12 protein-coding genes, 5 pseudogenes and 1 riboswitch are annotated in these 20,243 nt (G+C 37.6%); all 17 genes and pseudogenes read right to left on the bottom strand.

Features of this window, described 5'->3' with window-relative positions; translation table 11 throughout:
* Positions 1 to 121: 121 nt before the first annotated feature.
* Positions 122 to 1,080, bottom strand: a pseudogene (locus ACEWFJ_RS09740) (ABC transporter permease).
* Positions 1,081 to 2,139, bottom strand: coding sequence for an ABC transporter permease (locus tag ACEWFJ_RS09735; RefSeq protein WP_098309719.1), 1,059 nt, complete (start codon positions 2,137 to 2,139; stop codon positions 1,081 to 1,083). It abuts the pseudogene before it with no gap.
* Positions 2,132 to 3,663: pseudogene (locus ACEWFJ_RS09730) on the bottom strand (ABC transporter ATP-binding protein). Before ACEWFJ_RS09730 ends, ACEWFJ_RS09735 begins: the two are co-directional and overlap by 8 nt.
* 81 nt (positions 3,664 to 3,744) lie before the next feature.
* Positions 3,745 to 4,826: pseudogene (locus ACEWFJ_RS09725) on the bottom strand (BMP family lipoprotein).
* An 89-nt stretch (positions 4,827 to 4,915) separates the two neighbouring features.
* Positions 4,916 to 5,641, bottom strand: coding sequence for a GntR family transcriptional regulator (locus ACEWFJ_RS09720; RefSeq protein WP_473691844.1), 726 nt, complete (start codon positions 5,639 to 5,641; stop codon positions 4,916 to 4,918).
* Between the two features lie 236 nt (positions 5,642 to 5,877).
* Positions 5,878 to 5,980, bottom strand: a riboswitch (purine riboswitch).
* A 365-nt stretch (positions 5,981 to 6,345) separates the two neighbouring features.
* Entirely contained in the window at positions 6,346 to 8,715 is a 2,370-nt protein-coding gene (locus tag ACEWFJ_RS09715) for a DNA translocase FtsK (RefSeq protein ID WP_440602743.1), read from the bottom strand.
* 359 nt (positions 8,716 to 9,074) lie between these two features.
* Positions 9,075 to 9,281: a YlzJ-like family protein gene (locus ACEWFJ_RS09710; RefSeq protein ID WP_154711829.1), complete on the bottom strand. Its 207-nt coding sequence runs from the start codon at positions 9,279 to 9,281 to the stop codon at positions 9,075 to 9,077.
* A complete protein-coding gene (locus ACEWFJ_RS09705) occupies positions 9,278 to 10,027 on the bottom strand; it encodes a ClpP family protease (RefSeq protein ID WP_473691842.1) in 750 nt (249 codons plus the stop codon). The genes ACEWFJ_RS09710 and ACEWFJ_RS09705 overlap by 4 nt, the downstream gene beginning before the upstream one ends.
* A 103-nt stretch (positions 10,028 to 10,130) precedes the next feature.
* Positions 10,131 to 11,801 carry a ribonuclease J gene (locus ACEWFJ_RS09700; RefSeq protein WP_473691840.1) on the bottom strand — a complete coding sequence of 557 codons (1,671 nt, stop codon included), beginning with the start codon at positions 11,799 to 11,801 and terminating at the stop codon, positions 10,131 to 10,133.
* A gap of 485 nt (positions 11,802 to 12,286) precedes the next feature.
* Positions 12,287 to 13,165: a 4-hydroxy-tetrahydrodipicolinate synthase gene (gene dapA, locus ACEWFJ_RS09695; protein WP_098309711.1), complete on the bottom strand. Its 879-nt coding sequence runs from the start codon at positions 13,163 to 13,165 to the stop codon at positions 12,287 to 12,289.
* 11 nt (positions 13,166 to 13,176) lie between these two features.
* Positions 13,177 to 14,409 (bottom strand): aspartate kinase, encoded by a 1,233-nt coding sequence (gene dapG, locus ACEWFJ_RS09690; protein ID WP_473691837.1) that lies wholly within the window; start codon positions 14,407 to 14,409, stop codon positions 13,177 to 13,179.
* A 22-nt stretch (positions 14,410 to 14,431) separates the two neighbouring features.
* Positions 14,432 to 15,478 carry an aspartate-semialdehyde dehydrogenase gene (asd, locus tag ACEWFJ_RS09685; protein WP_098309709.1) on the bottom strand — a complete coding sequence of 349 codons (1,047 nt, stop codon included), beginning with the start codon at positions 15,476 to 15,478 and terminating at the stop codon, positions 14,432 to 14,434.
* 149 nt (positions 15,479 to 15,627) lie between these two features.
* Positions 15,628 to 16,227 carry a dipicolinate synthase subunit B gene (locus ACEWFJ_RS09680; RefSeq protein ID WP_230573505.1) on the bottom strand — a complete coding sequence of 200 codons (600 nt, stop codon included), beginning with the start codon at positions 16,225 to 16,227 and terminating at the stop codon, positions 15,628 to 15,630.
* Complete coding sequence (gene dpaA, locus ACEWFJ_RS09675; RefSeq protein WP_098309707.1) at positions 16,224 to 17,126, bottom strand: dipicolinic acid synthetase subunit A; 903 nt, start codon at positions 17,124 to 17,126, stop codon at positions 16,224 to 16,226. Before dpaA ends, ACEWFJ_RS09680 begins: the two co-directional genes overlap by 4 nt.
* Positions 17,127 to 17,296: 170 nt before the next feature.
* A complete protein-coding gene (locus ACEWFJ_RS09670; RefSeq protein WP_429707437.1) occupies positions 17,297 to 17,548 on the bottom strand; it encodes a YlmC/YmxH family sporulation protein in 252 nt (83 codons plus the stop codon).
* Between the two features lie 279 nt (positions 17,549 to 17,827).
* Positions 17,828 to 19,071, bottom strand: a pseudogene (locus ACEWFJ_RS09665) (M16 family metallopeptidase).
* A gap of 88 nt (positions 19,072 to 19,159) precedes the next feature.
* Positions 19,160 to 20,058: pseudogene (locus ACEWFJ_RS09660) on the bottom strand (polysaccharide deacetylase family protein).
* Positions 20,059 to 20,243: the final 185 nt, after the last annotated feature.

Below are 20,243 nucleotides of genomic sequence, written 5' to 3'. Positions count from 1 at the left end.
CCTCTAAAAAGGAATTTTCTTCTTCAATATACAGTTTTCACAAAAGAAATTGCAACTTTTCTCATGTATTAACGTTATTGTATGTAAAAAAACTCGCACTAATGTGCGAGCTTTTTAGCTTTTAGCGTTTTCCTTTTTCATATGGTGTTCCAAGCGCTTTCGGAGCTTCGGAACGCCCAACAAAACCGACAAGTGCAAAAATTGTTAATACATATGGTAATATCGTTAAAAAGATACTTGGAATTTGATTTAAAACAGGAATTGTACCACCTGCAACGCCTAGTGATTGTGCAAATCCAAAAATAACGCTGCACCTAGAGCCCCAATTGGATGCCATTTTCCAAAAATCATTGCTGCTAACGCTAAAAACCCTTGGCCTGTAATTGTAGCGCCAGAAAAGTTATTTGAGATAGATGTTGAAAATACAGCACCGCCGACACCTGCAAACATACCTGATAAGCAAACAGCAATATAGCGCATTTTATAAACATTAATACCCATTGTATCAGCTGCCATCGGATGTTCCCCAACAGCACGTAATCGTAAGCCAAATGGTGTTTTATAAATCACATACCAAACTACAAATGCTAAAATGATTGCAATATAAGAGGTTAATGGTACATCAGAGAAAAACACTTTTCCAATAACAGGAATATCAGAAAGGCCAGGAATATCAATTTTTTCAATACGATATTGGATAAAATCAGTTTGACCTTTTCCAAAAATCTTTTTAATCGCAAACACTGTTAATCCTAACGCTAAAAAGTTAATCGCTACTCCGCTGACAACTTGATCAGCGCGGAATGTAATTGATGCAACCGCATGAAGAAGTGCAAATAATCCCCCGCCAATCGCTGCAAAAATAAGCGCAATCCACGGCGTCATTGCTCCCCATGTATCCCCCATTAATAAAGTTGTAACAACTCCAACAAACGCACCAAACAACATTAAACCTTCTAATGCAATGTTAACAACACCAGAACGTTCACTAAATACGCCTCCAAGTGCTGTAAAAATAAGCGGTGCTGCTGTATATAACGTACCTGTGACAAGAATGGCTACAATATCTAGGAAACTCATTTATTTCCCCTCCTTGCTAAAACGAGAAAGTGCCCATCGTAAAACGTAGCTGCATGCTACAAAGAAAATAATACAAGCAACAATGACATTAATTAGTTCAGATGGAACATTCGCTTCAAAGTTCATTTGCGGTGCAGCACTTTTCAGACCGCCAAATAAAAGTGCTGCTAATAAAATACCAAATGCATTATTTGCACCAAGAAGAGCAACAGCGATACCATCAAATCCTATTCCTGTAAAAGAAGACATCGCTGTCATACTTTGGAACGTTCCAAGCCCTTCCATCGCACCGCCAATTCCAGCAAACGCACCAGCAATTGTCATTGACAATATAATATTACGCGACACTTTCATCCCTGCATATTTGGAGGCATGTTGATTAAATCCAACTGATTTGAGCTCGTAACCTAATGTTGTTCGTTCTAATAAAAACCACATAATAATCGCCATAATAATTGCTACAATAATTCCCCAGTGCAGGCGAGAGCCTCCTGTTAAAGATGATAACCAAGAAGAAGCTAGAGACGCACTTGCTTGTATATCATACGATTTTTCATTTCCTTCATGTAAAAAACGTTTAATAATATCATAAGTTACGTAAAGCGCGATATAGTTCATCATAATTGTAACGATAACTTCGTTTACCTTGAATTTCCCTTTTAAATATCCAGGAATAAATCCCCACAGTCCGCCAGCAAGGGCTGCAACTAATATCGATAATGGAATATGGAGAAAGGCTGGTAGAGAAACAGCATAACCGAACCAAACAGCAGCGAGCCACCCAACTAATAATTGTCCTTCTACCCCGATATTAAACAAACCTGTACGGAACGCAAATGCTACCGATAAACCCGCAAGAGCAAGTGGAATCATCGTTCGAAGTGTTTCCCCTATCGCACGTGGATTTCCAACCATTCCATCCCATAATGCAGCATAGCCGGCGATTGGATCGTATCCGCTCGTAATCATAATAATGGCTCCAACAAGTAAACCAAAAATAACGGATAATACAGGTACTACCATATTAATTGTTCGCTCCGTTAAAAACTTTTTAGCCATTTGTATTCACCTTCTCTTTCTTCTTTCCCCCAGCCATTAACAGACCTAGTTGTTGTTCATTTGTTTCTTTTGCATTCACAATGTCCACAATTTTCCCTTCATAAATAACAGCGATACGGTCACTTACATTTAAAATTTCGTCAAGCTCTAGCGAAAGTAGTAAAACTGCTTTTCCTTTATCACGCTGTTCAATTAGCTTTTTATGAATAAATTCAATTGCCCCGACATCTAAACCGCGTGTTGGCTGTGCAGCAATCAATAAATCCGGATCACGGTCCACTTCACGAGCAATAATTGCCTTTTGCTGGTTTCCCCCAGATAACGCCCGTGCCGGTGTATGCTCACTCGGTGTACGAACATCAAACTGTTGAATTAACGACTTTGCTTTTTCATATACTTTCGAAAAATTCAAAATACCTTTTTTGAATACGGATTTTTATAATATGTTTGAAGTACCATATTATCTCCAATAGAAAAATCAAGAACGAGCCCATGTTTATGACGATCTTCTGGAATATGTCCAACGCCTTCTTCTGTAATGCGTCTAACTGGCCAATTCGTCACGTCCTTCTCTCTTAACGTAATAGAGCCTGACTCAACTTTTCGTAAACCAGTAATCGCTTCTATTAATTCACTTTGTCCATTTCCATCGATTCCTGCAATACCAACAATCTCTCCTCCACGAACAGTTAAGTCAAGTCCTTTTACGGTAGGTAACTGACGTGCATCGTGCACAACAAGATTAGAAATCGTAAGTACATTTTCACGTGGTTTGGCGTCTGACTTTTCCGTTTTAAAATTCACTTGACGTCCGACCATTAATTCTGCAAGCTTGTTTTCATCTGTATTTGCAACGTCTACCGTACCAATTCCTTTTCCTTTACGAATAATTGTACAACGATTACATACTTCCATAATTTCTTTCAACTTATGTGTAATAAGAATAATAGATTTCCCTTCTTGTACAAGCTTTTTCATAATATGAATAAGCTCTTGAATCTCCTGCGGTGTTAATACAGCTGTAGGTTCATCAAAAATTAAAATCTCCGCCCCGCGATAGAGCGTTTTCAAAATTTCTACACGTTGTTGCATTCCAACAGAAATATCTTCTATTTTCGCATATGGGTCTACCGCTAGTCCGTATTGCTCAGATAATTTTTTAATTTTTTCCGCTGCTTCATCAATAGCAATTTTACCGTTTTTCTTCGGTTCATTTCCTAGAATAATATTTTCCGTGACTGTAAAATTATGAACAAGCATAAAGTGCTGATGCACCATACCAATTCCAAGATCATTCGCTACATTCGGATTCGTAATTTTCACAGGCTGCTCTTTAATTTTAATTTCTCCTTGTTCTGGTTGATACAATCCAAACAAAACATTCATAAGTGTTGATTTTCCAGCACCGTTTTCTCCAAGTAAAGCATGAATTTCTCCCTGTTTCACTTGCAGCGTAATATTATCATTCGCTACAATCCCCGGGAATACTTTTGTAATATTGTTCATCTCAATTACGTATTCCATGTTATTCCTCCTTGACAGGACAAAGTTCTTTATATATACAAAGGTTAGTTCTAAGAACTAACCTTTGCTATTTCTCTAACATTATTTTTTAAGAGAAGCCTCATATGTTTTGTACTCATCTGGAGTAGATGGCACTTTAATTTCACCGTTTATGATTTTCTTTTTATAATCTTCTACTTTTGTTAAAATCTCTGGATTTACTTTTTTCACGTTATCAGTTGTTTTTGCAATCCCGATACCATCATCTTTTAAGCCAAACTCTTCTGTTTTACCACCTTGTAATTTACCATCTTTTGCTTCTTGTGAAACTTTTTCCACTGCAACATCAACACGTTTTACCATTGAAGTTAATGTTACATTCTCTGGCATACCTTCTTGTGTTTGATCACGGTCAACACCGATTACCCAAACATTTTCACCTTTTTTCTTACGGTTTTTCGCTTCTGTAAACACACCGTTACCCGTTGCACCAGATGCATGATAAATTACGTCAACGCCTTGGCCGTACATAGCAGAAGCTAATACAGAACCTTTTTCTGGCTTATCAAATGCTTCAGCATATTGAGATACAATTTCAATGTTCGGATTTACTGCTTTTACCCCAGCTTTAAAACCAGATTCAAATTTTTCAATTAATGGACTCTTTACACCACCGATAAAGCCAACTTTGTTTGATTTCGTTGTCATTGCTGCCACTACACCAACAAGGAAAGAACCTTCATGGTCTTTAAATGTAATACTTGTTACGTTCGGTTTATTTACTACAGCATCAACAATCGCGAATTGATTTTTTGGGAATTGACCCGCTACTTTTTCAATTGATTTTTGCATTAAGAATCCAATTCCGAATGTCAAGTCGTAATTTGTTTCCCAAACTTTGTTAGGTTAGGAACGTAGTCTGATTCTTTAGAAGATTGCAGATAACGATATTCTTCGTTTTCTTTTAACTTATTCTCTTTACCAAATGCAGTTAAACCTTCCCAAGCAGATTGGTTAAATGATTTATCATCTACTCCACCAACGTCTGTAACCATACCAACCTTAAAGTTATTATTTCCTTTTCCCTCTTTTTTGTCACTTTCCTTATTAGTGTTACCGCAAGCTCCTAACATCGTGCTTGCTGCTAACGTTAATGATAATAAAATCCCCGCTTTTTTCTTCATACTAGAAACCCCTCCTAAAATATGTATCATTCTACCTATATGACCATGTCCCCGTTTTCTTGCTGTCACCCCCCTAAAAAGGGGACATTTTACATCCGTTTTCTTAACACGTGAAAGCTAAATTTATCTGCTCGAAAATAGTTAATAGAATATAAAATTGGTTCATCATTTTGATCATAATGCATTTGCTTTAATACAAGTAGTGCTGTTTCTGGCTCACACTCTAGAATCGGCGATATCTTCGGATGATAACCGAGCGGTTCAATATGAGCAACAGCATACGTAATGCGTTTATTTGTGTTTTTATGAATGACAGTAAGTAATGATTCTTCTTTGTATTCTGACAAATCAGGAAGAACTTCTTTTGGCAACTTATCAACACAATATACAACAGGTTCCCCGTCTGCTGTACGAACGCGTTCAATCATAAGTGTTTCAAAATCATCTTCACTATGAAACTTCTCTTTTTCTTCTTCTGTTAAATTGCCTATTGATGATGATAAAAACACTGTACCTGGCGCTTTCCCTGCACTAGCAATCATATCTGTAATACTAGATAATTGTTCAATTCCTGAAGAAAACAAAGGTTTTGCATTTACAAACGTCCCTACACCGTGCCTGCGAATAACAACGTTGTCTTCTTCTAAGATTCGAAGCGCTTCTCGTAATGTCGCTCTACTGACGCCTAACTCTTTTGCTAGATCAAATTCGGATGGTAGCTTTTGTTTCTCTTTATACACCCCGTTTTTAATCTTTTCTTTAATGTGGTCAATCACTCGTAAATACAAATGTCGACTATCTGACTTTACTGACATAAGACTCCCCTCGCACTTCACTTATTCGACCTCTGATGTAAGACCTCTTTTCTCTTTTTTCCACAATTAATATACCATGGATGCCCCTGAATAAAAATAAGAAAATTGCAATTTGTCGAATAAATGCTAATAATTTTTTTAGGTTAAATTTTCTTTCTTTAACCCATAAAAAAAACTTTGTACACCTACATTTCTCATATGCTGAAAAAGTCAGGGACAAAGTTATGATACACCTTGTATTTACACTTTTTCCTCATAGTCTAGCTAATTTATGGTTGCTAGGTAGAAACTTATGGACCTTATTTCCAAGATTATATGAGGTTTATTTTGATTTCGAAGTAATCGTACCACTTGATATGATTACTGTCAATACAATCCAATAAAAAAATCGAACGTTGAAATAAAAAAATATATAACCATTCGTATTCTCATCGAAACACAACATTAGTAAGCGTTGTCATTTTTATTTAATAAAGAAACCGACTAGAAGTGTTTCTAATCGGCTTCTTTATCTCACATGAACAGGCAATCCCCATTCATGAAATTTTCACTTTATCCCGCACTAACGGGCAGTAAGCCCCCACCCCAAGATTTAGAGAAAGCTAAGAAGATAGATGGGGAATAACTGCCCATAAGAGCCCGATTGGGCGGGCTTTCCATCAGCAGGGAATAAAGCCTCTCCGGCTGATGGAAGTTTCACTTTATTACGAACTTTTCTCTTGAATATCTTTTACTAATACTTCACGGGGCTTACTTCCTTCATACGGTCCCACGATACCATTCATTTCCATCGCGTCAATTAAACGTGCCGCCCGCGTATACCCGACACGGAACCTCCGCTGTAACATAGAAACTGACGCTGTCTGCATATCGACAACAAGCTGAACTGCTTCATCATATAAACTATCCTCTACTTCTTGCGTTGTTTCTGGTACATCTTGCGGGATCATATCCTCTTGATACTGTGCTTTTTGCTGCGTAACAACATATTCTACTACTTTCTCTACTTCCTCATCTGATAGAAATGCTCCTTGCACACGAACTGGTTTAGAAGCACCAATTGGTACAAACAGCATATCACCGCGTCCTAATAATTTCTCTGCTCCCCCTGTATCAAGAATAGTTCTTGAATCAATTTGAGAAGAAACTGCAAAGGCAATTCGCGATGGAATATTCGCTTTAATAACACCAGTAATAACATCCACAGATGGACGCTGCGTTGCAATAATTAAATGAATACCAGCTGCACGTGCCATTTGTGCAAGACGCATAATCGCATCCTCTACATCGGAAGAAGCAACCATCATTAAATCTGCCAACTCGTCCACTATAACAACAATATAAGGAAGTTCGGGTTGCTTCGCTTCAGAATGTTCGTTATGTTGCTTTATATACTCGTTATACCCTTCAATATTACGCGTTCCACTATGAGCAAACAATTCATAGCGACGCTCCATTTCATTGACAACTTTTTTTAGCGCCTGCGATGCTTTCTTCGGATCTGTTACAACAGGCGTTAATAAATGCGGAACACCATTGTATACATTTAACTCTACCATTTTCGGATCAATCATCATGAGTTTCACCTCGTGCGGCTTAGCGCGCATTAAGATACTTGTGATAATTCCGTTTATACATACACTCTTTCCGCTACCAGTTGCTCCCGCTACAAGTAAATGAGGCATTTTATTCAGACGGGCTAATACAGCTTCTCCTGTAATGTCACGCCCAAGTCCAATTAATAACTTTTCTTCTGGATGATTATTCGCTTTCGAATCTAACACTTCTCTTAAAGTAACGATTGCAACTTCTGAATTTGGCACTTCAATCCCAACAGCTGATTTCCCAGGAATTGGGGCTTCAATTCGAATATCTTTTGCCGCTAAAGCTAATGCCAAATCATCACTTAAACTAACAATTTTACTTACTTTAACTCCCATATCAGGATACACTTCATATTTTGTAACGGCTGGTCCTCTATGAACCTTTGTTACTTTCGCTTTCACACCGAAGCTTTGGAATGTTCGTTCCAACTTACGTGCATTTTCATAAATCGTTTCATTTTCATTGGTCACTTGCTTATTCTTTGGAAACTTTAATAGTTCTAAAGAAGGCAACTTATAATCTTTATTTTCAACATCTGAAAAATGCATTGGTGGCGCCGCTGTCTCTCCAGCAAGAGATTCAACAATTTTCCCACCTTTCTGCCGCTTCGGTTGCTCCTCTTGCATAGGCAGAGATTCTTCTAGATTTGTTTCAGAAGTAAGCGATTCATTTCTTATTGGATCTGGTGTTGTATAGTTTTCAGTAAAGTTTGATATAATCGGCGGCACTACTTCAACCTCTTCTACACTCTCTTCTAACTCCGGCACTTCTTGCACATGACGTTCACTTCGCGTACGAACGGTCTTTTTCTTTTCCGTTTTCTCAGCAGCACGTTTTGTTTGCCACTCTTTGTAATCACCTTGCATCGATTCAAATTGCCCTCTGAGTATTCGCCCAATCGGTGCAAGCACCTCGCCTATATGTTTATTTGTAATACATAGTACACCAAGTAAAATGAGAATCATTCCAATTATGTATGCGCCAACTTCATCAAATAAAAAGTAACATGTCGCAAACATAATAGCCCCAAACATCCCTCCGCCTAAATGAACCGTGTCGACTCCTTTTTTCATTTCATGAAAAAACAAATCTTTCGTAGTCACAATAACAGATGAACTTTGTACCGCCCCATCTTTTGTTAGAAGGTTGACTAATGTAATATGACTAAACATGAGCACAGCTAATGTGATTAAATATATACCAATCAATCGTTTGTGCAATAAATTTGGCCACTCTCGTTTTATAACAAACGCTATAGAAAGAGCAATAACTCCGAGTACTCCAAGTATGTACCATTCCCCAAAGAAAAAGCGAAAAAATAGCACGAATGCTTTTCCGACAACACCTAGCTGCATAATTGTAATGATGGAGAGCGCAAAAAGAGCCAAACCGACGATTTCGTAGTACAAAGTTGGCTTTATGGTACGTCTTGCTTTTGTTTTCGTCCCTCTTTGCTTTTGTTTTGCCATTTCTTCACCTCAAATTCCAATTCAAAATATAACTTTTGTAAAACAAGTGTAGTTTCAATCCCGCTCTAATGGCAGTGAATTTTCTTCACATTATCTTATCAGTGGATAATTTAAAGCCGAATACGAATAAAGTAAAACCTCCATGAATGCAGGGTTTTCATCCCTCACATCGTTAGCCCGACCAATCGAGATTTTACGGGAAATTATCCCAATCCTATCTTCTTTGTTTTCTTAAAATCTTGAAGCAGGTGATAATTCCCCGAGAATAGCGGGATAAATTGAAGAAAGCAGCCTATACACGGCTGCTCCACCTTCTTGTTTTTTATATTATACCATAGCTCATAAACAAAATCCTGCTTTTACGAAAAGGATATTTTCTGCCCCGGTTCATATTGTAAAAAATGCTGGGGATCTGTACTTAATACTCGTACAACAGAATAATCATTTTCATTCCCCATTTCAACAACCATATCAATACCATCTACATGTACAATTTTCTGCCTTGCAAATTCTGTATGATCCATTGGATACACGAGTTGCTCTGGCATAATGGTATATAAAATCATTGTAATAACGCCCCGCTTTGTTCAGATGATGCTTTTGCGTCAATTAATTCATTTAATTTTTTGACCGCTTGGCCAATCCCTCCAACATCATCAATTAAACCATATTTCACCGCATCTCCACCTACAACATTCGTACCAATATCTCGTGTTAAATTCCCTTTCGCAAACATTAGCTCCTTAAAACGATCTTCTGTTACTTTTGAATGCTTTGTGACAAAACGAATGACACGCTCTTGCATCTTATCTAAATACTCAAATGTTTGCGGAACACCTATCACAAGACCTGTAAGACGAATAGGATGGATCGTCATTGTTGCTGTTTCTGCAATGAATGAATAATCTGTTGACACAGCAATCGGCACACCAATTGAATGACCTCCACCAAGAACAATCGATACGGTTGGTTTCGAAAGCGAAGCAATCATTTCAGAAATTGCAAGCCCAGCTTCTACATCTCCTCCAACTGTATTTAACAAAATTAATAGCCCTTCAATTTTAGGATTTTGTTCAATTGCTACAATTTGAGGAATAACATGTTCATATTTCGTTGTTTTATTTTGCGGCGGTAATTGTACATGCCCTTCAATTTGCCCTACAATCGTTAAACAATGAATACGCGATTCATTTAATTGCGGGACATTCGTCTGTCCAAGTTGCTGAATTTTCTCTAGCACAGAAGCTTCTTTCGTTTTTTCTTTTGTCTCGGCCTCTTTTTCTTCATTTTTCATTTCATCACGCTCTACCATATCGAATCCCCTTTCTCACGTATATAACTATTATTTCTTAAGTTATAAATTTCATTCGACAGAGGATGAAAGAAAAAGCCGCCTACAAATAGGCAGCCATCTCTTATATTTCCATGATAATTGGTAAAATCATCGGTTTTCTCTTTGTTTTTTCAAATAAAAATTGTCCAAGTAGCTCACGAATATTTTGTTTTAACGTTGACCATTCAATAGAATATTCTTTGATAGATTGTTCTACAATTGTACGTACAATATCAGTTGATTTTTCAATTAACGCCTCTGATTCACGAACATAAACAAATCCTCGCGAAATAATTTCTGGTCCAGAAATAATCTTTTTCTCATCTTTTCCAAGCGTTACAACAACGACTAAAATACCATCTTGTGATAACATTTTACGATCACGCAAAACGATATTTCCAACATCACCAACGCCTAATCCATCAATCAATACATTTCCTGCAGGAACCTTGCCGGCAGGTTTTGCCTCTCCATCTGTGAAGGAAATCACTTCACCTTTTTCCGTGATAAAAATACGATCTGAGTGAACGCCAACATCTTGAGCTAAACGGGCATGCGCCTTTTGCATACGGAATTCACCATGTACAGGCAGAAAATATTTCGGTCTCATTAAGTTTAACATTAGTTTCAATTCTTCTTGACTACCATGCCCGGAAACATGGACTTTCTTTTCTCCGTAATATACGACATCCGCACCTGCTCTAAACAGTAAATCAATTGTTCTTGAAACAGATGTTTCATTCCCTGGAATTGGGGATGCAGCAATAATGACTGTATCACCTTTACGAATTGAAATTTGTTTATGGGCTTGTCTTGCCATTCTAGAAAGAGCAGCCATTGGCTCACCTTGGCTACCAGTCGTTAAAATCGTCACCTTTTTCTCAGGATAATTATCAACATCCTGTAGTGAAATTAACATACCGTCTGGAATATTTAAATACCCTAGATTATACGCAATATCAACAACTTTTACCATACTTCGTCCAACTACCGCTACCTTACGCCCAGTTTCATACGCTGCATCAAAAACTTGTTGAATACGATGAACGTTAGAAGCAAATGAAGCCACAATAATACGACCTTCTGAATTATAAAATACTTTAGAAATCTCCAAACCGACTTCTCTCTCAGATCCCGTATAGCCAGGGCGCTCTGCATTTGTACTATCAGATAGTAAACAAAGCACACCTTCATTTCCAATTTGTGCCATTTTCCCAATATCTGAACCATTATTCCCAACAGGAGTTTGGTCAAATTTAAAATCACCAGTATATACAATTGCACCTTGTGAAGTATGGAAGCAAACCCCTACTGCATCTGGAATACTGTGTGTTGTATTAAAGAAGGAAACAGTTGTTGTATCGAATTCTACCGTAGCATTAGAATCAATCGTTTTTAAATCAACGCGACCTAACATACCCGCTTCCCCTAATTTTTCTTTCACGAGACCATTCGTCAGCTTTGTTCCATAAACCGGAATATCTAATTTTCTTAACACATAGACAATACCACCAATATGATCTTCATGGCCATGTGTTAAAAATAGTCCTTTTACTCGCTCTTTATTTTCCACTAAATATGTGATGTCAGGAATAACAATATCTATTCCAAACATCTCTTCTCCCGGAAACATAAGTCCCGCATCTACAATAAAAATTTCAGAGTCAATTTCAACGCAGTACATATTTTTTCCAATTTCGCCCACTCCACCGAGAGCGAATACTTTTACAGTATCTATCTCTTTTTTCTTCATGTTGTTGCCTGGTTTAAAAATGTTGTAAAAACTGATCCCACTAACATTGTAGAGAAACCAGGGGAAACTCCACCATCATTAAAACGAAGGTCTTATCGCTATGCGATATCACGTTTTTTCGTTTTTAAACCAGGTTCCACCTCTCTTTCATTATATAAATCAAATGTTTTATGTAATTTCATACAAAATCCGATAATCCGTAAAGTTTTCCCATTTTTGCTAAGCATACCCGTACTAAGCTACTTAGCCATATTATAACTGATACAAGAAATAGAACACAAGTTAAATTATAAGAAAGAAAAGAGAAGAATGTGTACACGATGATAAACTGGATTCATTTCACCACTTCATCTAAGTAATAAAGTGAAACTTCCACCCGTGGGGATTTTCTTTGTAGATAGGGGGTTTACTGCCCGTTAATGCGGGATACAGTACGAAACACAAAAAAGTGACTTAGTACAACACTAAGCCACTTTTCTTTTCTATTAACGAGGAATAGATTGTATAACTTCAAGTAATTGCGTTCTTTCTGCCTCAGTTAATGGTAGAAGAGGTAAACGAACAGAACCAACATCTAACCCTACGATTTGCAGTGCTGTTTTGACAGGAGTTGGACTCGGTGCCATAAATAGTGCATTCGTCACTCTTACTAACAATTGATGAAGCGTTTGTGCTGTTTTCATATCACCAGTTTGGAATGCTGCAATCATGTCTTGCATTTCGTTACCAATAACATGAGAAGCAACAGATACAATACCTTTCGCTCCAATTGCCATCGCTGGCAATGTTAAGCCATCATCACCGCTGTATACAGCAAAATTATCATCTGTTTTTTCAATGATTTCTGTCATTGTTAATACATCGCCGCCTGCATCCTTGATTGCAACAATGTTTGGAATTTGTGATAAACGAACAACTGTATCAACAGAAATTTGTACAATAGATCGGCCTGGAACGTTATATAACATAACCGGCAGTTTTGTACTTTCAGCAATTGTTTTAAAGTGCTGATACATACCTTCTTGACTTGGTTTATTATAATACGGTGCAACTAGCATAATCGCATCTACACCTACTTCTTCTGCTTTTTGCGTAAGCTCCGTAGAAGCATGTGTATTATTGCTACCAGTTCCAGCAATTACAGGCACTCTTTTATCGACAACAGATACAACATGGCGATATAACGCTACTTTTTCTTCAGATGTTAATGTAGGAGACTCACCTGTTGTTCCCCCTACAACGATTGCGGTTGTACCGTTATCAATTAAATAATTTACCAATTTTGTTGTCTTTACAAAGTCGATATTTCCATTCTTATCAAATGGTGTGACCATCGCCGTTGCAATTGTCCCAAAATCTATCATGGTCTCACTCCTTATAATTCCAGTTGCTTTTCTTTTGAAAGCTCAAATGCACGATGAAGCGCATTTACAGCATCTACTAGTTTCTCTTCCTTAACAAGCACCCATATTGTTGTATGGCTATCTGCAGATTGTAATATTTGAACACCATTTTCAGCTAATGCTGTTACAATTTTTGCAGTAACACCCGAAACACCTGCGATACCAGCTCCAACAATGGATACTTTCGCGCAGTGCTCAGTTACAATTGGATTATATCCAAGTTTATGCAGTACTTCGACAGCTCGGCCTGTAACCTCATCACTAACTGTGTATGCTACACCAGTAGGAGAAATATTAATTAAATCTACGCTAATCTTTTCATTTGCCATTTCTTTGAACACTTCTGTTTGTAAATCGTATGCCCCGTCCTTGGCCAACACTTTAATTTGCGTTACATTTGAAACATGAGCAATACCAGTTACAGGACGCTCTTGTACATCGCGACCTTTTGTCGCACCATCATACGCTGCAATCAGAGTTCCTTCGCTATCAGAATATGTTGAACGCACACGCAGTGGCACTTTTGCATGCATCGCAATTTCAACTGCACGCGGATGAACGACTTTTGCACCTTGATATGCCATATTACAAATTTCATTATATGTTACATTTTCAAGGTGACGCGCATCTTTTACAATACGTGGATCAGCAGTCATTACACCTTCTACATCTGTAAAAATATCAATATACTCAGCATGAAGTGCAACACCCAACGCTGATGCTGATGTATCACTACCTCCGCGTCCAAGTGTTGTCGTATCGCCTTCTTTCGTTCGGCCTTGGAATCCCGTTACGACGACTACATCAACTTCTTCTAATTCCTTCAAAATGCGCTCACAATCCATCTCAATGATCTTTGCATTGGTAAAGTCATCATTTGTAATGAATCCAGCTTGTGCACCGTTAAACGCTGCAGCCTTCACACCATTTTCATTTAGCATATTTGAAAACACAATCGCCGAAATTAGCTCCCCGCAAGACAACAATAAGTCTTGCTCGCGTTTTGAAATAAACGATTGCTTCTCATTTACAAGGCTTAATAATGTATCCGTTGCATAAGGCTCACCTATACGGCCCATCGCAGATACAACAACCACAGTTTTATAGCCTTCTTTCAATGATTTTTGAATGTGATGAAGAGCATGCTTTCGACCGTTTTCATCACGCACAGATGTTCCACCGAATTTTTGGACAATAATTTTCATTTTTGCACCTTCTTTTAGCCGTTTACACTAATTGTAATTTCACTAATCGTTCTGCAATTTGAACAGAGTTCCATGCAGCACCTTTTAATAAGTTATCAGATACGACCCAAAGATGGAATCCTTTATCATTGTTTAAATCTTTACGGATACGACCAACGAATACTTCGTTTTTACCAACTGCAGTTGCCGGCATTGGGTATACTTGTTCTGCTGGATTATCTTGCAGTACAATTCCTTCTGCGTTCGCTAACAGATTACGCAGTTCTTCTACTGTTACACCTTCTTTTTCCACTTCAATGTAAACAGATTCAGAGTGACCTGATACAACTGGTAAGCGTACGCATGTTGCCGCTACTTCAAGCTCTGGCATATGCATAATTTTCTTCGTTTCATTAATCATTTTCATTTCTTCAAATGTAAAGCCATTATCTTCGAACTTATCAATTTGTGGAATCGCATTGAATGCAATTTGATAATGTTTTTCATCACCTTTTACAGGTAAAACATTTGCTTTTACTTCTTCGCCGTTTAAAATGGCTTGTGATTGTTCATGAAGCTCTTCAATTGCAGCAGCCCCTGCACCTGATACAGCTTGATATGTGGAAACGATTACTCGTTTTAAACCAAAGTGCTGACGAACTGGTTCGAGAGCAACTACCATTTGAATTGTAGAACAGTTTGGATTTGCAATGATTCCGTTATGTTCTAATAAGTCTTTTTCGTTTACTTCTGGTACAACAAGCGGAACATTTTCTGTCATGCGGAACGCACTAGTATTATCAACAACGATTGCACCGCGCTTTGCTGCTTCTGGTGCTAATTGTTTTGATACAGATCCACCTGCACTAAAGAGTGCAATATCCACTCCTTCAAAGCTTTCAGGAGTAGCTTCTTGTACTGTTACTTCTTCTCCTTTAAATAAAAGCGTTTTGCCTGCAGAACGTTTAGATGAAAGTAACGTTAATTTTCCAATTGGAAAATCACGTTGCTCTAAAGTATTTAACATTTGTTCACCAACTGCGCCGGTTGCTCCAACTACAGCGACATGAAAAGATTTTTTCTTTTCCATCACCATGCCCCTTTCTAGGTACCAATCCTTCTATACTTAGAATAAAAAGGAGTAACAAATACTCCTTCTAATTCTTAATAGAATTAATTTTATCATATTCTGCGAGAAGAATGATGGTTTCATGAAAAAAATTGTCTGTTTTTTGTTTTTTAATTCATGTATCTGAATTTTTCTACAACAACAGGTTGCAGCTGTTTCCCTTCCATCGCTTCAACCATTGTATCTTGCAACAATTCCATACGCGCTACCATAGAATTCGGTTTATTATGCGGTGCATCTTGCCCAAACGGTACAAAATAAATATTTTTCGTTGCCATCAAACGCATCATATTCACTCCGTTTAATCCGAGAGCATCATTTGTTGAAACAGCTAATACAACAGGTTTACCATTTCTTAGTGTCGCTTTCGCTGCCATTAATACAGGAGAATCTGTCATTGCATTTGCAAACTTACTCATCGTATTCCCTGTTAACGGAGCTATAACCATACAGTCTAGCGGAATTTTCGGACCAAGCGGCTCTGCTTTTACGATAGAGTCAATTACTTTATGACCTGTAATAGTTTCTATCTTTTCAACCCACTCTGCCCCTTCACCAAACCTCGTATTTGTCGTTTGCAATGTGTACGATACGATAGGTAACACTTCGGCTCCATCTGCAACAAGCTTCTCTAAATACGGCATGACTTCTGCATACGTACAATGCGAACCTGTTAATCCAAAACCAATTCGTTTGCCTTTTACACTCATTTTTTCTTCTCCTTTCTCACTTCTATATCTGCCATTAATAAATTAGAAAGGACGTTCGCAAGAATTTGCCCTGCTGTTTTTGGTGCAACAATTCCTGGCAGTCCAGGTGCTAACAATGCTTTAATGCCTCGCTTTTCCGCATACCGGAAATCTGTTCCGCCTGGTTTAGAAGCTAAATCGATAATCAATGTATGAGCTGGCATTTTTGAAATTACACTTGCTGTTACAACAAGATACGGAATTGTATTAATTACAATATCGGCATCTTGCACCTCTTGCTCTATATCTCGCATTTGAAATGGCGTAAATGTCATCTCTGTGATACGAGCGATATGTTCAGAGCGCCGAGCACCTACCTTCACTTTTGCTCCTAGCGACTGAAATGCTCTCGCTACACTCATTCCAGTTCTCCCAAACCCCAATACCATTACTTTAGAGCCATGAATTGTATAATCTGTATGTTGAATGACCATCATGATGGTCCCTTCAACCGTTGGAATTGAATTATAAATTGCCACATCATCACGATCAAACAATTTGATAAGTTTTCGATTCGTAGAAGAAGCAATTGTATCTAAGTAAGTGTTACTAATACCTGAATATATCGTAAAATGTGCTGGTGTGTTTTCAATTTGCTCTTTCGTAATTATCACTTTTTTATTAGAAAAAATTGTATCGATTTGTCCGTTTGCATCAGTTCCAGCTACCGGCAAAATGATGGCATCTAAAGAAGTAAAATCAAGATTCTGCATACTCTCTTTTGCTGCTCCTGTAAATCCATGATCAAGTTGATCAAAGCCTACTAATGAGAGTTTTGCATCAAGCTCAACTAGCTTACGAATAACTTCAAGCTGCCGTGCATCTCCTCCTATGACAGCAATATGGATATCAGTCAACATCCTTTACTTCACCTTCTTTTTCTCTCATTATAAGAAAAGCGCCTACTTTTTTCGTTTTCCTCCACATCATATGTAATATACGAGTATAAGGTGATTGAAAAACCAAAAGTACGGATGATTTACATCTATGGATTTCCACAATAAAAAAAGACAACCACAATGGTCATCTTTTAAACAGGATCTGAATAATTAGCAAGATCAAAAATAATCATATCCTGCCCTACTTTTTTAATTCTACTCCACTCCACACGCACTTCTTGTTGCCCTCGTTTGAACCCTCCCCATTTCCCAACAGGAATAATGAGCGCTTGAACTTTACCATCTCTCTCATCAATCTCTAAGTCCGCATGCCCAAGTACTCCCATTCTTTCCGCACGCTGTAAATCAACAATTTCTTTCCCGCTCAATTCACTTAATCGCATTCCATCCTCTCCTTATAAAACGGTCTAATTTGAAGATTTCTTTTATCCCGCATTAACAGGCAGTAAAACCCCCACCTCAAGATTGAGAGAGAAGCAAAGAAGATAGGTCGGGTATAACTGCCCGTAAATGCCCGATTGGTTCAACTAACCCTCAGTGGGGGAAGTTTCACTTTATATTAAGTACCTATTCTAGTCTTGTAAAAAAAATGCCTACCAGTTTTGCCCCCATGTATATAAAAAACCGTTTCTCCTTAATAAGAAACGGTTTCATAAACATATTTATTTTTTACTTATTCCTTTTGGAAGCTCTCCATTTGGACTAATAAGCGCTGCAGAAAACTCGTCTGTAAACATATTACGAATCAGCGTATCTACATCCGCTTTTGTAACACTGTTTACACTTTCAATAATTTCATCTAAAGAGCGGTGTTTTTTCAGCAGCAACTCATTTTTACCATTGCGGCTCATACGACTATTTGTACTTTCTAAACTTAACATAAGATTTCCTTTTAGTTGCTCTTTACTGTTAAGTAATTCTTTTTCTGTAATTCCTTTATCTTTTAGTATATCTAGTGTTTGCTGAATAGTTTCGTACAGCGTATCTAGCTGCTGACTACCCGTTCCTCCGTAAATTGTTAACATCCCTGTATCTTCATAAGAAGAATGATAAGAAAATACAGAGTATGCTAACCCACGTTGCTCACGCACTTCTTGGAACAGACGGCTACTCATGCTGCCACCTAAAATATTATTTAATACAATTAAATTATGAATATTTTCGTCACCCATCTGTAATCCATTAAATCCTAAACATAAATGAGCTTGTTCTGTTTCTTTTTTGCGCGCTACTTTATTCGGGTGAAAAACAGGCTTATGTACTTGTTCGCGATTTGTCGTTCCTTCATAATTTCCAAAATATTGTTCGACGATTTGAACAAAGGATTCGTCAATATTACCAGCGACGGAAACAACGACATTTTCTGGCGTATAATGATCTTTTATATATTGACGAAGCGTATCACCTGTAAATGTGTCAAGGGTTTGCTCTGTTCCTAAAATCGGATATGCTAGCGGATGCGTTTCATACGTCGCTTTCGTTAACATATCGTGAACAATATCATCTGGTGTATCTTCATACATTTTAATTTCTTCGAACACAACGTTCTTTTCTTTTTCAATTCTTCTTCAACAAACGTTGAATTAAAGAACATGTCCCCTAAAATATCAAGTGCGTATTTCGCATGCTCATCTAATACTTTTGCATAGTAACATGTGTATTCCTTTGATGTAAACGCATTAACTTGTCCGCCAATGCTGTCGAAGGATTCTGCAATTTCTCTAGCACTACGTGTTTTCGTTCCTTTAAAAAACATGTGTTCTAAAAAGTGAGAAATCCCATTATTCTTTTCATTTTCATTTCGTGATCCCGCATGAATCCATACTCCAATTGCAACAGAACGTACTGTTGGAATATTCTCCATTACGATTCTTACTCCATTTTTACACGTATATTTTTTGATCAAATGCCTTCCTCCTATTGACAAATTCTCTGTAAAAAGATTCTATTATATAATCATAACAAGTTTAGCAGCGAATGTCATGCAAATGTGTTTAATCAATACGCTTTTCGTCTACTAAAGCTGATACATTCCCTACCGTATACCCTCTCTCTTTTAACTTTGAAATCAATGTATCAAGTGATTCTGCTGAAGAAGAAGTAGGATGCATTAAAATAATGGCACCGGGATGTACTTTACTTAACACTCGCTGTAGCAACACATGCGGTTCTGGTCGTTTCCAATCAATTGTATCTACCGTCCACATAATCGTTCCCATTTTTAGTTTTGCAGCAGTATGGACAACATCCTCACGAAAACTACCACTTGGTGGTGCAAACCAGCGTACCTTTTGATTCGTCGCTGCTTCAATGACTTGATTCGTTTTTTGCAATTGTTCATAAATTGCATCAACCGACAATGTACTCATATCAGGATGCGTATACGAATGATTTCCCACTTCCTGATTTGCATCTGCAATCATTTTTGCAAAACGTAAATTTTCTTTTACCCATCTTCCTTCTAGAAAAAAGTTGCTGTAACCTGATGTTTTTGCAGTACTTCTAACATCCGAGAAAGATATTCGTTCCCCCAGGCAACATTAATAGTAAGCGCAACCATTTTTTTACTTGGATTCCCTCTATAAATAGGAGCGGGAGATAAATCTTCTAAATGCACTTGAGGCGATACCTCTCGATATACCAACTGTTTCTCATCAAAGCTACCCTTCCTCTTCATGTTATCATAGGAAGCTCTTATATCTACTGCTTTTCCATTGTAACCCGGCGTTGCTTTCCATACTTTATCAATACATGCATTTTGTGCTGGAATCGTATATACTTTCGCTTTTTCTTCAATCTCTTCGTACAAATGGTCTTTTGCATATGATATATGCGAAAAATGCTGAGCTGAGAACAATAAAATAACTATAAGTAAAATGATGCGAGTTTTCATAAAAGTACCCTCCAGTAAAATGAAACTTCTATCATTAGGCGTGCTGTTTAGTCCAATCTCACTTCTCCTCTTTCCCTAAATGCTAAGACTGGATTTACAGCTCGTTAAAGCAGAATAGTAAAAATCTCCTTTTCTTATCATTGTTAATTTAAACGTTCTCGTTAAAACTATACTCTGTTATATAC

The organism is Bacillus sp. EA-CB0995, assembly GCF_055814245.1.
This window is presented reverse-complemented; position numbering and strand designations above follow the sequence as displayed.